General features: G+C 26.5%; 15 protein-coding genes. 11 read left to right on the top strand and 4 right to left on the bottom strand.

All coding sequences use genetic code 11. The features are described 5' to 3' along the window. Positions 1-62: 62 nt before the first annotated feature. The 5 genes from plsY (at position 63) to L8X97_RS05870 (ending at position 3,589) form a co-directional block, all read left to right on the top strand. Entirely contained in the window at positions 63-674 is a 612-nt protein-coding gene (gene plsY / locus L8X97_RS05890; RefSeq protein WP_263662851.1) for a glycerol-3-phosphate 1-O-acyltransferase PlsY, read from the top strand. After that, entirely contained in the window at positions 659-976 is a 318-nt protein-coding gene (locus L8X97_RS05885; RefSeq protein ID WP_133319680.1) for a dihydroneopterin aldolase, read from the top strand. The genes plsY and L8X97_RS05885 overlap by 16 nt, the downstream gene beginning before the upstream one ends. 77 nt (positions 977-1,053) lie before the next feature. Further along, on the top strand, positions 1,054-1,728 hold the full coding sequence (hsrA, locus tag L8X97_RS05880) for a homeostatic response regulator transcription factor HsrA (RefSeq protein WP_133319681.1): 675 nt from the start codon (positions 1,054-1,056) through the stop codon (positions 1,726-1,728). A 119-nt stretch (positions 1,729-1,847) separates the two neighbouring features. Further along, positions 1,848-2,093, top strand: coding sequence for a YfhL family 4Fe-4S dicluster ferredoxin (locus L8X97_RS05875; RefSeq protein WP_012660922.1), 246 nt, complete (start codon positions 1,848-1,850; stop codon positions 2,091-2,093). Further along, positions 2,093-3,589, top strand: coding sequence for a Ppx/GppA phosphatase family protein (locus L8X97_RS05870; protein ID WP_263662850.1), 1,497 nt, complete (start codon positions 2,093-2,095; stop codon positions 3,587-3,589). The genes L8X97_RS05875 and L8X97_RS05870 overlap by 1 nt, the downstream gene beginning before the upstream one ends. On the opposite strand, the gene L8X97_RS05865 is transcribed toward L8X97_RS05870, so the two are convergent. The 3 genes from L8X97_RS05865 to L8X97_RS05855 are packed head-to-tail and all read right to left on the bottom strand — an operon-like array spanning position 3,586 to position 5,056. After that, positions 3,586-4,344: a hypothetical protein gene (locus L8X97_RS05865; RefSeq protein WP_263662849.1), complete on the bottom strand. Its 759-nt coding sequence runs from the start codon at positions 4,342-4,344 to the stop codon at positions 3,586-3,588. The genes L8X97_RS05870 and L8X97_RS05865 overlap by 4 nt on opposite strands. Further along, complete coding sequence (fliN, locus tag L8X97_RS05860) at positions 4,341-4,637, bottom strand: flagellar motor switch protein FliN (RefSeq protein WP_133319684.1); 297 nt, start codon at positions 4,635-4,637, stop codon at positions 4,341-4,343. Before fliN ends, L8X97_RS05865 begins: the two co-directional genes overlap by 4 nt. Then, positions 4,634-5,056, bottom strand: coding sequence for a chemotaxis protein CheX (locus tag L8X97_RS05855; protein ID WP_133319685.1), 423 nt, complete (start codon positions 5,054-5,056; stop codon positions 4,634-4,636). Before L8X97_RS05855 ends, fliN begins: the two co-directional genes overlap by 4 nt. 119 nt (positions 5,057-5,175) lie before the next feature. Here L8X97_RS05855 and pseI point away from each other — a divergent pair, with 119 nt between their 5' ends. The 6 genes from pseI to L8X97_RS05830 are packed head-to-tail and all read left to right on the top strand — an operon-like array spanning position 5,176 to position 13,677. Continuing rightward, complete coding sequence (gene pseI, locus L8X97_RS05850) at positions 5,176-6,210, top strand: pseudaminic acid synthase (RefSeq protein WP_263662848.1); 1,035 nt, start codon at positions 5,176-5,178, stop codon at positions 6,208-6,210. Between the two features lie 2 nt (positions 6,211-6,212). Further along, positions 6,213-6,392: a hypothetical protein gene (locus tag L8X97_RS08425; protein ID WP_373416666.1), complete on the top strand. Its 180-nt coding sequence runs from the start codon at positions 6,213-6,215 to the stop codon at positions 6,390-6,392. A 44-nt stretch (positions 6,393-6,436) separates the two neighbouring features. After that, the gene (locus L8X97_RS05845; protein ID WP_412175784.1) at positions 6,437-8,122 is read left to right on the top strand and encodes a motility associated factor glycosyltransferase family protein; all 1,686 of its coding nucleotides are present in this window, start codon (positions 6,437-6,439) and stop codon (positions 8,120-8,122) included. Positions 8,123-8,177: 55 nt separating this feature from the next. Further along, the gene (locus L8X97_RS05840; protein WP_258107792.1) at positions 8,178-9,914 is read left to right on the top strand and encodes a motility associated factor glycosyltransferase family protein; all 1,737 of its coding nucleotides are present in this window, start codon (positions 8,178-8,180) and stop codon (positions 9,912-9,914) included. Positions 9,915-9,916: 2 nt separating this feature from the next. Next, positions 9,917-11,764 carry a motility associated factor glycosyltransferase family protein gene (locus L8X97_RS05835; protein WP_263662847.1) on the top strand — a complete coding sequence of 616 codons (1,848 nt, stop codon included), beginning with the start codon at positions 9,917-9,919 and terminating at the stop codon, positions 11,762-11,764. A 32-nt stretch (positions 11,765-11,796) separates the two neighbouring features. Next, positions 11,797-13,677 carry a motility associated factor glycosyltransferase family protein gene (locus tag L8X97_RS05830; protein WP_263662846.1) on the top strand — a complete coding sequence of 627 codons (1,881 nt, stop codon included), beginning with the start codon at positions 11,797-11,799 and terminating at the stop codon, positions 13,675-13,677. A gap of 27 nt (positions 13,678-13,704) precedes the next feature. Here the strand turns inward: L8X97_RS05830 and L8X97_RS05825 are convergent. Further along, a partial coding sequence (locus tag L8X97_RS05825; RefSeq protein ID WP_259443331.1) for a flagellin occupies positions 13,705-14,014 on the bottom strand: 310 nt, incomplete at its 5' end.

Here is a 14,014-nt window from a genome sequence, read left to right as displayed (position 1 = left end):
TATTTATTTCAGGGTTTTTTGCTATTATTACAGAGTTTTACAAAAATCTTAGGGAAAAGTAAATGGAAAATTTAATAATCTATCTTTTAGCTTATCTCATAGGCGCTATACCATTTGGGCTTCTGCTAGCTCAAATTTTTGCTAAAACAAACATTAAAAATATGGGTAGTAAAAGTATAGGCGCTACAAATGTTTTAAGGGTAGTAAAAGAAAGCGATCCTAAACTAGCTAAAATACTTGCTATTGCAACCGCTATTTTAGACGCATTAAAAGGAATCATACCTATATTAGTGGCAAAATTTATGGGCTATGATGAAAATGTCTTATGGACTATGGCTGTTTTAGCAGTATTTGGGCACTGCTTTTCTCCTTATTTAAAATTTGAAGGTGGTAAAGGAGTGGCTACAGGGGCTGGGGTTTTAGCAGTATTTTTACCTTTTGAAATAATATCTGCGGTTTTAGCTTGGTTTATCATAGGAAAGGTATTTAAAATTTCAAGCTTAGCTTCATTAGGAGCTTTAATTGTTTTAATAGCTACTTCATTTATTTTTCATTATAACATGCCTGTGATCAACACCCATGCACCAATTTTTGTTATTGCATTTATAGTAATTTATAAACATATACCAAATATTTTAAGGCTTATTGGAAAACAAGAATGCAAAGTCATATAAAAGTCAGTTTAGAATTTAAATGTATTATAGGGCTTTTGGATTTTGAAAGAATTCAAGAACAAAAAGTTATTATAGAACTAGAAGCTAAAAGTAAAAAATTTTTAGATTATGCAAAACTTTGTATTAGAATAGAAAAAATTTATAAAAAGAAAAAATTTAAAACTATAGAAAAATCTTTAAAATACATATGCAAGGATATTAAAAAACATAATAAAAAGCTTAAATTTATAAATATCACTTGTTACAAACCTGATATTATCAAAAATGCATGCGTTGGAGCTAGTCTGAGTAAAAAATATTAAAATTTTTTTAAAGAATTTTGAACATTTGCTTAATTTGTGTTATACTTTTGCACTAAAACTATCTTCAAAGGAATAAAATGCGTATTTTAGTTGTAGAAGATGAAGCATCACTTAATAAAACTCTATCAAATACCTTAAATGAGTTTGGCTATCAAAGTGATACTTCAGAAAATTTTAAAGACGCTGAGTATTTTATAGGTATTAGACACTATGATTTAGTATTATCAAATTGGACTATTGGCAATAATGATGCAAGTGATTTAATTAATGCCATTAAGCAAAAATCTCCAAGAACCGCTATAGTTACAATATGCGCAAAAGCAGATAAAGAAAATGAAATCAAAGCTTTGAAAGCTGGAGCAGATGATTATATAAAAAAACCTTTAGATTTTGAAATTTTAATGGCGAGAATTGAAGCTAGACTTAGATTTGGCGGAACAAATGTGATCAAAATCGATGATTTAGTGATTGATCCTGATGAAGAAAAAATCACTTATCAAGGAAAAGATATAGAATTAAAAGGAAAACCTTTTGAAGTTTTAACTCATTTAGCTAGACATTCAGATCAGATTGTGTCAAAAGAACAACTTTTAGATGCTATTTGGGAAGAACCTGAACTTGTAACTCCAAATGTTATAGAGGTTGCAATCAATCAAATAAGACAAAAAATGGATAAACCGCTTAACATCTCTACCATAGAAACCGTGCGTCGTAGAGGGTATCGTTTTTGTTTTCCTAAAAAAACTAACTAAAATTTTAGAATGATTTAATCATTCTAAAAAGTAGATTTTGTTTTTTCTTTCATTTTAAATTACCTATAAGTTTTTATATAGTATAAGTTTGCTTTATTACTTATAAAAAGGAAAAAAATATGTCACTTTTAATCACTAGAGAATGCATATCCTGTGATGCATGTAGGGAAGAATGTCCCGATGAAGCAATCTATGATAATGATCCAATTTATGTCATAGATCCTGATCTTTGTACTGAATGTGTGAATGAATTTTCAGAACCAGCTTGTATAGTAGCTTGTCCAGTAGATTGTATCATACCTGATCCTGATAATGTAGAAAGCATTGATGAGCTTCGTTTAAAACATAAAAATAAAGATATTTAATGGCTAAAAAAACAGCAGTAATTGACCTTGGCTCTAATTCCGTTCGTATGGTAGTTTTTGAAAAAACCTCAAGATATGGTTTTTTCATTTGCAGTGAGCACAAAAAGAAAGTAAGACTTGGAGAAAATGCTTACAATAATAATAAAATTCTTCAAGAAGAAGCCATGCTTAAAGCCGAAAAAGCTTTAACTTATTTTAAGGAAAAAGCTTTAAAAGAAAAATGTAGAAAAATTATTGCTGTTGGAACTTCTGCATTAAGAGATGCGCCCAATGCTAAAGATTTCATAGCTAGAATAGCAAAAAATGTAGGTTTAAATATAAAATGTATTAATGGAAAAACAGAGTCATTTTTAGGTGGGCTTGCTGCGCTAAATTTACTATCAGATATTCAAAATGCCACCACTATAGATATAGGTGGAGGATCGACTGAGCTTTGTTTAATCAAAGAAGGTAGGATTGTAGATTGTATTTCACTTGATCTTGGCACAGTAAGATTAAAAGAAATTTTTTACGATACAAAAAAATTTAATGCACTAGACCAATTTATACAAGAAGCACTAAAACAAGTTCCAAAGCATTTTCAAAATGAAAATATCATTGCCATAGGTGGAAGTTTAAGGGCATTGTCAAATTCTATAATGAAAAAAAACTCTTACCCGTTAAAAATGATTCATAATTTTAGTTATAGTTTTGAAAAAGAAAAAAATCACATAGAAAAAATTCAAAATGCTAAAAATTTAAATGATTTTAACATAAAAAAAGATCGTTTTGATACTATAAAAGAAGGATGTGTGATATTTTTAGCACTAGCAAAAAATTTAAAAGCTAAAAATATCATCACCTCTGCAGTGGGTGTTAGAGAAGGTGTATTTTTATCTAATCTTTTTCAAAAATATACTAAAATAAAAAATGAAACAACGGATTTTTCAAAATTTAATGCCAAATTTCCTCCGAATTTCAATCCAAGCTTAAAATCTATACAAGATCGTTTTAGTATAGATTATAATGATAAAAGTGCTTATTTTGCAAATAAATTATTTGATGCCCTTTTACCTATCCATAAAATTAATCTTGCTTTTAAAAAAGATCTTATAAATGCTGCAAAATTATCGCATATAGGCGAGAGAATTAATTTTTATTTTGCTAATGAACATAGTGCTTATATAGCTCTAAATAGCCTGCATTTTGGTTTTTCACATAAAGAAATTTTATTAATTTCTACTATTTTAAAAGCCAATGGAAAAAAAATCAATTCATTTGCGATAGAAAATATAAAAGATTTACTACCAAATAATCACATATTAGCTTGGCTTAATTTTATTTTAGCTTTATCAAAAAAACTTGCAAAAGACACTGATGAGAATCTTGATTTCACGCTAAAAAATCATACTTTGTATATATACTCGACTAAAAAACAAATTTATTTTTCAAAAGAAGAAATCAAAAAAATTTCAAAGCCAAAACTTATCATTTTAGCTTTTAATCAGCAAAATTAATTATTTTGTTTTAAAAGTAAATTTTGCAATCTTTGTTTATTTTCTTCAAAATAAGAGTCAAAATCTTTTTCTTTTGGCTTTTGAGGTGCTTTGTTTTGTTCTTCATTTTTTATCAAAGCTTCATTTGTTTCTAATAGCACATTAGAATTTCCTATAATCATAGTATAACGCTTTAAACCATATTCAAAAACTACAAGTTGATTGTGTCTATCAAGTGGTCTTTGAAAGATTAAATTAAAATTCCTATCTAAAGGGTGTTTTTGTCTTAGATATATTTTTAAAAACCAAAGTCCAACAAGCAAAAGTATCAAAACGCTTACAACTAAAATATAATTTGTAAAATCATATTCTTGCATTTTTATTTCCTCGTTTTTTTCCTCTAAGCTTTTTTTAGTACTTAAATTTACACCTTCTTTTTGAGCACGCAATCTTAAACCATATTCACCAATCGCATCAGCGGTAATTTGTATTTTATCACCTACACTTAAAGCTATAAAAGTTTTTTTATCTTCTGAAAAAATTTTAATTTTTTTTATAATATCAGAATTTAACGCTCTATCTTCCTCTTTTGCACTTTTAGCATTTAAAGTAAAAATAATAATACCATCTTTTTTCTTTTGACTAATACCTTCTTTATAAGGAACATCAAATGAAAAAGTAATATCCACCCTATCTTCTCTTGGATAAATATTGTAATCAAGAATTTTTGCCCCAAAAAGAGGTAAAGCAAGTAATAAAATCCAAATAAATTTCATTGCAATTCTTTTTTGAAATACTGCAATACTGATTTAGAATCTAAAATTTCATTAATCCTTATAGCAAGGTTTTTCTCATACACCATTACCTCACCTTTTCCAAAAATTCTTCTATTTAAATAAAGTTCCACGCTTTCACCCGCTGGCTTTTCAAGGTCTATCACAGAACCAACTTCTAGCTTTAAAAGTTCTCTTACACTCATATTAGTAGTACCAAGCTCACTAACAAAATCAACGCTAATATCTAAAATATCTTCATAAGATTGCAACAATCCTAAATGATCTTCTATCATAATTTTTTATAACCTATTCTAAAACGAGCATTTTTCATTTCATAAGTAAATTTTTCTTTGAGTTTGATTTTTGAAAATCCATCAATACGTCCTAAATATTCAGGAACACCCAAACGATATTCATCTTTGCCATTAGTGTCATTAAGTAATTTTTTGGCATAACCTATAATTTGATTAGCTACTTCTTTTACTAAATCTGCTAGATCATCTTCTTTTAACTCTTCATGCAATAAAAATTGCGCAATCTCATTAAGAGCCTTTTTTTGAAAAAACAGATAAAAACTATATTCTTCATCTTTAAAATACAAAGGTATAGAAGCCCCATAAAGCTCGCCTCTAATCACGCTTGTTGGTGTAATTTTAAGTTTTAAAATGTGTTCACAAAAGTGATAAATCGAATATTCTAGTGTTTTAGTCATAGTTTTTTCCTTAGATAACTTTATAGTAAATTTATTTTACTAAATAAACCTTTAATCACAATTAATAATTAAAATATAAAATATAGTAAATTTTTATTTAAATTAAAAAAGGTTTTTTGATGTTTATAGAAAATTTTAACATAAATGAAAAAGTTTTCATCATCGCTGAACTTTCAGCCAATCATGCAAATAGTCTTGAAATAGCTTTAAAAACTATACAAGCAGCCAAAAAAGCAGGAGCTAATGCTATAAAAATTCAAACCTATACCCCAGATAGCTTAACACTAAATTCTGACAAAAAAGATTTTATTATTGAAGGTGGTTTATGGCATGGACGCAAACTATATGAGCTCTACGAAGAAGCTAAAACTCCTTATGAGTGGCATGAAAAACTTTTTGAATGTGCTAAAAATGAAGGTTTAATTTGCTTTTCTAGTCCTTTTTCTAAAGAAGATGTAAATTTTTTAAGGCAATTTAATCCCCCAGCTTATAAAATCGCTTCCTTTGAAGCAAATGATTATGATTTTTTGCGTTATGTAGCAAAAGAAAACAAACCTACTTTAGTTTCTACAGGCATAGCCTATGAAGAAGAACTTGAAATGATTGTTAAAATTTTTAAAGAAGAAAACAATCCGAATTTGATTTTGCTAAAATGCACCTCAGCTTATCCTTCACAAATTTGTGATTTAAATTTAAATGTCATAAAAACTTTACAAGAAAAATTTAACACTATTATTGGTTTAAGTGATCATAGCGAGGGATTTTTAGCACCAACTTTAGCCGTAGCTCTTGGTGCAAGAGTTATAGAAAAACATTTTATATTAGACAAAACTTTAAATAGCGCTGATGCTAAATTTAGTCTTGATTTTGAGGAATTTAAGCAAATGTGTTCTATGGTGCGTTTAAGTGAGCAAGCTTTAGGAAACAAAGAATTTAGCATGGATGAAAAAACTTTAAAAAACCGCCATTTTGCAAGAAGTTTATACGCAAGCAAAGACATCAAAAAAGGTGATATTTTCACACGAGAAAATATAAAAAGCATAAGACCGAGCCTAGGTTTGCATCCTAAATTTTTACCTATCATGCTTGGTAAAAAAGCAAGTTGTGATATAGAATTTGCTAAAGCTTTAGAAGAAAAACATTTCAAGGAATAATCATGGAAAAACATATTTTTAATAAAAATTTAGAAGCTTTAAAAAATAAAAAATTAAAAGAAAAATTAGAAAATTTTAAACCCCAAAATTTCCAAATTCTACAAGGAAAAGACTCCCTAGATATTAATTTTATACATCATGGGGGGGGTATACACTATATAGCAATACTCTTAATGAGTTAAATGAAAAACTAAACTTATATAATGATAAATATCTTTTATATCCTGTGCTTTATTTTTATGGTTTTGGTAATGGAATTTTATATAAAGCCCTTTTACAAAACAAAAATAGACAAAAAATAGTTGTTTTTGAAAAAGAAATAGAATTTATTTATCTAAGTTTTCAATGTATAGATTTTAGTGAGGAATTAGAAAATAATTCTTTGATTATTTTAGATAATAATGATTTAAAAGCGATTGATTTTCAAATACTTTTCTACAATAACCCTTTCTTTAATTTTTTAAGAACATATTTTTTAGATTTACACTGCGATTATTATGAAAAATATCAAGAAGATATTTTAAAACTCAACATAAAAATGCAAGAACACATAAAGCAAGTTGTATTAAGCAATGGAAATTCATCTCAAGATGCCTTACAAGGTATAGAAAATTTTGTTTATAATCTTCCTGATATTATCTCAAATTATTCTTTCAAAGAATTACTTTTAAAAAGAAAAAAACAAGCAAAAAACGCAATCATAGTTTCTACAGGACCATCGCTAATAAAACAACTTCCTTTATTAAAGCAATATGCTAATTATGCTAGTATATTTTGTGCCGATAGTGCTTATCCTATACTAGCAAAACACAATATAAAACCTGATTATGTATTATCTTTAGAAAGAGTAATAGAAACTTCAGAATTTTTTAATAATGATTTTGGTGATTTTGACAAGGATATAGTGTTTGTTTTAAAACATTTAGTACACAAAAATACTTTTACACAGCTAATCAAAAAGCAATTAAAAATTATTAATATTATGGATTTTTCACCGATAGCACATTCTTTAAAACTAACTCATTTTGGATATATGGGCATGGGGAATAGTGTAGCGACTATGGCATATTTTTTAGCCCTAAATTTAGATTTTGAAAACATTATATTTATAGGCCAAGACTTAGCTTATGCTGATGATGGAGCTTCACATCCTGAAGAATATTACTATGGAAAATATGATACTTATGATCCTCAAGAAATTGATTATAGCTTAACAACATTAGCTTACAATGGGAATCTTTATGTAAAAACAAATGAAATTTGGATACTTTTTAAAACCCAAATAGAAGAAGCTGTTTTTAATGCAAAGAAATTTCTTAATATCACAACCTATAATTGCACCGAAGGTGGAGCCAGAATTAATCATACCATAGAAAAACCATTTAAGCAAGTATGCAAAGAACTACTAATAAAAGAACTCAAAAAACCTTTTGCTAAACTTGAAAAATTAAATGAGAACAAGCAAAAAGAATTAATGTTAAAAGCATTTTACAAAATTCATCAAGTTTTAAAACTAAGCCACACTTTAATCAAAGAATGCATTCACTTATCAAACAAATTAAATTTTATGGGAAATGATGAAAAGAATTTTTCATTATTGATTAAAGAATTAGATTGTTTTAAAACTAAATTTGAAAAAATAAATGTTTTAAAAGAATTAGTTAATCCTTTAAACACTCAATTTGAGCTTAATCTTGCTAGAATTTATGTACTTAACCCAAAAACAAAAGAAGATGTTTTTAACAAAAATTATCTTTGGATTAAAGAACACTTAGAATGGTTAGAACTTATAATAGGTCATATAAAAAAATTACAAGAAAGTCTAGAAAAAAATATTACAAATTTAGAAAAAGAATTGATAAATAAAAATCTCCAAAAACAAATTTCAAGAATAAAAAATACTTTGTTTTAATGTTTTTATAAAATATAGTAATTTTGATATAATAAAATAAAAATTTGGACTTTAAATGAATAAAGAATTATTTTTAAAAAACACCCAAGCTCTTTTTGAAGTAGATCAAATACTAGCTTATGAGTTGAGAAAAATCACTCAAAATCATAAATTTAAAATCATAAAAAATAAAATTTTTGATTTGCAAAATCAAGTTTTTTTAGATGAAAATCATTCTTTTGATTATGATAAATTTCAATTATATCCAGTATTATTTTTTTATGGTTTTGGCGATGGAAAATTTTTTATAGAACTTTTAAAAAATCAGAATTTAAAACATATTGTTATTTTTGAAGAAGAATTAGAAATTTTATATCTAGCTTTTCATATGATTGATTTTACCACACTTCTTAGAAAAGAAAAACTTATTTTGTTTTTTACACCAAATATCAACACTGCTCAACTTAAAGTTTTATTTAATTATCCGCAAATCAAACATACGCTGAAAATTTTCAATTTTCATTTTTATAATGATTTTTATATTAATTTTTATACACCCAATGCTCAAAATGTGATGCAAATTTTATTAAATCTCATAAAAACACTAATGCTTGCTCGTGGAAATGACCCAAAAGATGCTTTGCTAGGAATAAAACATAATATTATAAACTTAGAAAAAATCATCACTCATACGCCTTTTAAAAATCTAATAAAAGATAGAAAAGCAAAAGCAAAAAATGCCATTATAGTTTCAACAGGTCCTTCTTTGATGAAACAACTTCCGCTTTTAAAAAAATACCAAGAAAATGTTGTGATTTTTAGTGCTGATAGCTCTTATGCTATCTTAGCCAAAGAGGGAATTAAGCCTGATTATGTCTTTTCACTAGAAAGAGTAGATTTTACTAGCGAATTTTTTAATAATGATTTTGGAGAATTTGATAAAAATATATTATTTATCATAGCTTCTTTAACTCATCCTAAAACTATAGAATATTTAGAAAAAAACAATAGAAATTATATGCTTGTTTTAAGACCTTTGTTTTTTGAAAGCAAACTCGGCTTAAATGAATATGGTTTTTTGGGAAATGGCATGAGTGTTGCTAATATGGCTTATGAGTTAGCTGGAGCTTTAAGATTTGAAAATATTATTTTAATAGGGCAAGATCTAGCTTATAGTGATGATGGAAAGTCTCACCCAAAAGAACATTTATATGGTGATCAAGGAGACGAAGAAGTTGTTTATAAAACAATCTGTGCATATGGAGGCAATAAAGAAGTAAAAACACAACTCACATGGTATTTGTTTTTAAAAAGTTTTGAAAAAGATATAGCTCTAGCTAGAGATATATTAAAAATCAAAACTTATAATGCCACAGAAGGCGGGGCAAGGATAGAAGGAACCATAGAAAAACCTTTTAAAGAAATTTGTGAAGAGTTTTTAAAAGAAAAAATTGAAAAAAATATTATTTTAACAAAAGCAAAAAATCCACAAAAAAAACTAAAACAATGCAAAGAAAAACTCAACAAACAAATAAAACAAAGTGAAATTTTTATCAATGAATGTAAAAAAGCTATTAAAGATAAAAGCTTAGAAAGATTAGAAAAACTAAGACTTAAGCTCCCAAAAAGTGAATTTTTTTCAGATATTTTACAAGCTAGATGCTTTCAAAATGAATGTGAGGTTTTAAAATACAAAGTTGAAAAAGAAAAAAATACAAAATCTTTCTTAGAACAACAAATCGATTTTTTTGATGAGATTATTTTATATCTTGAAAATTATAATAAAACTATAAAAGAAAATTTAAAGGCATAATTATGAATCATGAGCTTTTTAAGAAAAATATCCAATCCCTTAACCCATCTTTTCAAAAACTTTTTAAAAACATCAAAAAAACACCATATAAAATAATACAAGGAAACGATTCTTTAGATATTAATATTAAAGATAAACAAGGAAAGATAATTTATGAAAATCCTATTTTAGAATTAAATACTATGCTGGCAAAATATGATCAAATGTATAAATTATATCCTGTGCTTTATTTTTTTGGATTTGGAAATGGAATTTTATATAAAGCTCTTTTACAAAATCCAAATTTAAAGCATATCATAGTTTTTGAAGACAACTTGGAATTAATCTATAGCTTGTTTTTTCATATAGATTTTTCAAAAGAATTAAAAACAAATAAACTAATTTTAGCACAATGCAATATGCCAAATTCTGCATTACTTTCTTTAATGTCAAGAAATCCTTTTAGAGAATTTATAAGAACATATTTTTTAGAAATACATTCTAGATACTATGAAAGATTTGCAAATAATATTTTAAATTTAAATCAAAAAATACTCTCTTGTATAAGATCTATTGCAACTATAAAAGGAACAGACACTAAAGATACTTTACAAGGGATAGAACAATTCATGGAAAATATTCCAAAAATGCTTTCAAAACCTTGCTTAAAAGAATTGCTAAATAAAAGAAATACATTGAGTAAAAATGCAATCATAGTATCTACTGGACCATCTTTAAGCAAGCAGCTACCTTTACTCAAACAATATCAAGATAATGTGGTAATTTTTTGCGCTGATAGTGCTTATCCTATTTTATATCAAGAAAATATCAAGCCTGATTATGTTTTTATGGTTGAAAGAGGAGAAATTACTGCGGAGTTTTTTAATAATGACTTTAAAAATTTTGATAAAAACACATTATTTATTTTAACTTCATTAGTTCATCCTAATGCAATTAACTATCTAGAGCAAAATAATAGAAAATTTATATGTATATCAAAAGAAACTTTTGAAACTTATTTTGGTTTAAATGCTTTTGGTTATGTTGATTTAGCAATTTCTGTTGCACATTTAGCTTTTATATTTGCTAATCTATTAAATTTTAAAAATATTTTTTTTATAGGACAAGACTTAGCTTTTAATGATCTAGGACACTCTCACCCTACAAACTACAAGCATAGTCCAACTTATGAAAGTCGATTGGAAAAAATTGATACTTTGGCTTATGGTGGCAAGGGCTATGTAAAAACACATATTGCATGGGATATGTTTAAAACTAATCTTGAACATTTAATCACAAATTCAAAAGCAAAAATTTACAATGCCACAGAAGGTGGAGCAAGGATAGAAGGAACTATAGAAAAACCTTTTAAAGAAATTTGCAAAGAGTTTTTAAAAGAAAAAATTGAAAAAGATTTTCCTATTTTAGAAAACTTTACTCCGGATAAAAAACAAGAATATTTGCTAAAGACCTATCATAAATTAATTAAATTATTAGAAGATATAGAAAAATACTTAAAAAAGTATCAAAATATAATCAATTTTATCAACAATTCATCTGATGTAAATATTACATTAAAATATCTAGACGAGCTTGATCTTGATGATTTTAAAGATAATACTTTAATAAGACTTTTGCTCGCTTGCTATTTAGATCAACTACGCTTTCATCTTGCAAAAATTTTTGTAATAATCCCAAAAAGCCAACAAATGCAAAAAGAAAAAAGTAAATTTTGGATCAACTCTCATTTAGAATACTTTCAACTCATTATTATCACCCTAAAAAAATTAGAAATAATTCTTTTAAACAAAAAATGTTTTATAAAAGACATTCTGACTAAAAATAATTTAGAAAAATATATTAAAAAATGACGATATTATTTCTTTAATCAAAAAGGATAAAAATGAAAACAGAGATTTTTAAAAAAAATTTAAAAGCCTTAAAAGGAAGTGATTATCAAACACTAAAAAGAAAATTAGGTAGAATAAAAGAAGCTAAAGATTATATTTATGTTTTTGATAAAGATCCTTTAAATTGTAATATATGTTATAAAAATATAAAAAATTTATATATAAATCCTTTAAAAGAACTACAAGAAAAAATTGAGCTTTTTAATAAAGAATACTTAAGATACCCTATACTTTTTTTCTATGGATTAGGCAATGGTATATTTTACAAAAGTTTGCTTGCAAATAAAGAACATAAAAAAGTTATTGTATATGAAAAAGACATTGAGTTAATATTTTTAGTTTTTAATATGATAGATTTTTCCAAAGAACTTTTAGAAGGTAGATTTATTTTAATCCATACAAAGGAATTTAACTATACAAAAGCTGATACATTGTGCTCTTTTTTAAATTTATTTTTAAAAACTTACACTCTGCATATTCATTGTGAATTTTATGAAGAAAAACAAAAAGAAGAAATTAAAAACATAAATGATTTAAATTCCAAAGTTATTAAAAATATTGCCTTAAGAAGAGGAAATGCCCCAATTGATGCTATGCAAGGTATAGAGCAATTTGTTCTAAATTTACCTAAAATGCTTACACATCCAAGTTTTAGCGAATTTAAGAAAAAAAGATCAAATAAAAGCAAAAATGCTATATTGGTAGCTACTGGACCTTCTTTAAAAAAACAACTTCCTTTACTTAAAAAATATGCTAATAAAGCTACTATATTTTGTGCTGATAGCGCTTATCCTATCTTAGCAAAGGCGGGTATAAAACCTGATTATGTTTGCATGCTAGAAAGAGATGATGTGGTATCAAAATGCTTTGACAATGATTTTAAAGAATTTGATAAAGACATTACTTTTATTTTAGTTTCACTAGTATATAAAGATAGTATAAAATTTTTAGAAAAAAATAAAAGAAAATATATTTTAGTTTCAAGATCATTACCTTTTGCTTATTCTTTAGGATTGCATGATTTTGGCTATGTAAGCGGTGGAATGAGTGTAGCACATTTAAACTATGAATTAGCACTTTTACTAGGACATGAAAATATCATCTTAATAGGACAAGATTTAGCTTATAGTGATGATGGAAAATCTCATAGTGAAGGATTTTTACATGAAAGTTATCACGAAGGAGATTTTGAACGCGATCATGGAAAATTTGAAACCTTAGCTTATGGTGGAAAAACTTATGTGCAAAGTTCAGAGGTTTGGATATTATTTAAACAAATTTTTGAAAGTTTATTTCACAAACAAACAAAGGCAAAAATTTACAATGCCACAGAAGGTGGGGCAAGGATAGAAGGAACCATAGAAAAACCTTTTAAAGAAATTTGTAAAGAGTTTTTAAAAGATGAAGTAAAAAAACCTTTTCCAAAACTAAATCCACCAAAACGCAAAGATAGCCAAGAGCTTATGCTAAAAGCTTACAAACAAATCAAACAAAATATAAAAGCTAATGAAAAATTCTTAAAAATTTGTAAAAAATTACATAAAGAATTAAACTATCAAAGCAAAACACACTATACCTTACATGAGTTAAATATAAAAATAGATCAACTAAAAGAGACTATAGAAAGTAATAAATACATTTTCTTAAGAGAAGTTTTAAATCCTTCTTTATTTCATCTTGAAAGTAATTTTTCAAAAATCTATGTTAATCCTATGCACAATGATAGTGATAAACAAAATAAACTTGTTGCTTGGATTACAGCACATAAATCTTGGCTAGAAGAAATCAGCGAGTTAGCTTTAGTCCAAGAAAAAGCTTTAAAAATAGCCATTATACCTTTACAAGATATTTTAGAAAAAAGAAATTTAATATAAGGCAAAACTGCCTTATATTATTTGGATTTATTGTAAGAGTTTTAAAACATTTTGTTGCACAGCATTAGCCTGACTCATAGCATAAGATCCACTTTGAGCTAGGATATTGTATTTAGAGAAATTTGCACTTTCTGCTGCAAAGTCTACATCTCTGATGTTTGATTCAGCTGATTTGATATTTACTTGGGTTACACTGATGTTATTTAGTGTAGCTGTGATTTGATTTTGCACCGCACCAATATCAGCTCTAATGGCATCTAGATTTGCTGTGGCGGTTTCTACTATATCCATCACAGCCATAGCACCTTTAAGAGTGGTAACACCTGGAGTTTGATCA

Origin of the sequence: Campylobacter sp. CNRCH_2013_0671h, assembly GCF_025773055.1 — a bacterium.
Lineage (GTDB): Bacteria > Campylobacterota > Campylobacteria > Campylobacterales > Campylobacteraceae > Campylobacter_D > Campylobacter_D lari_D.
The sequence above is the reverse complement of the archived record's forward strand: the minus strand, read 5'-3'. Positions and strand labels throughout refer to the sequence as shown.

What these genes read in the sequence shown, in the direction of transcription:
- L8X97_RS05885 (WP_133319680.1), top strand. Translation starts at nt 659, where the DNA reads ATGCAAAGTCATATAAAAGTCAGTTTAGAATTTAAATGTATTATAGGG.
- fliN (WP_133319684.1), bottom strand. Translation starts at nt 4,637, where the DNA reads ATGATAGAAGATCATTTAGGATTGTTGCAATCTTATGAAGATATTTTA.
- hsrA (WP_133319681.1), top strand. Translation starts at nt 1,054, where the DNA reads ATGCGTATTTTAGTTGTAGAAGATGAAGCATCACTTAATAAAACTCTA.
- L8X97_RS05830 (WP_263662846.1), top strand. Translation starts at nt 11,797, where the DNA reads ATGAAAACAGAGATTTTTAAAAAAAATTTAAAAGCCTTAAAAGGAAGT.
- L8X97_RS05875 (WP_012660922.1), top strand. Translation starts at nt 1,848, where the DNA reads ATGTCACTTTTAATCACTAGAGAATGCATATCCTGTGATGCATGTAGG.
- L8X97_RS05840 (WP_258107792.1), top strand. Translation starts at nt 8,178, where the DNA reads ATGAATAAAGAATTATTTTTAAAAAACACCCAAGCTCTTTTTGAAGTA.
- L8X97_RS05870 (WP_263662850.1), top strand. Translation starts at nt 2,093, where the DNA reads ATGGCTAAAAAAACAGCAGTAATTGACCTTGGCTCTAATTCCGTTCGT.
- plsY (WP_263662851.1), top strand. Translation starts at nt 63, where the DNA reads ATGGAAAATTTAATAATCTATCTTTTAGCTTATCTCATAGGCGCTATA.
- pseI (WP_263662848.1), top strand. Translation starts at nt 5,176, where the DNA reads ATGTTTATAGAAAATTTTAACATAAATGAAAAAGTTTTCATCATCGCT.
- L8X97_RS05865 (WP_263662849.1), bottom strand. Translation starts at nt 4,344, where the DNA reads ATGAAATTTATTTGGATTTTATTACTTGCTTTACCTCTTTTTGGGGCA.
- L8X97_RS05835 (WP_263662847.1), top strand. Translation starts at nt 9,917, where the DNA reads ATGAATCATGAGCTTTTTAAGAAAAATATCCAATCCCTTAACCCATCT.
- L8X97_RS05855 (WP_133319685.1), bottom strand. Translation starts at nt 5,056, where the DNA reads ATGACTAAAACACTAGAATATTCGATTTATCACTTTTGTGAACACATT.
- L8X97_RS08425 (WP_373416666.1), top strand. Translation starts at nt 6,213, where the DNA reads ATGGAAAAACATATTTTTAATAAAAATTTAGAAGCTTTAAAAAATAAA.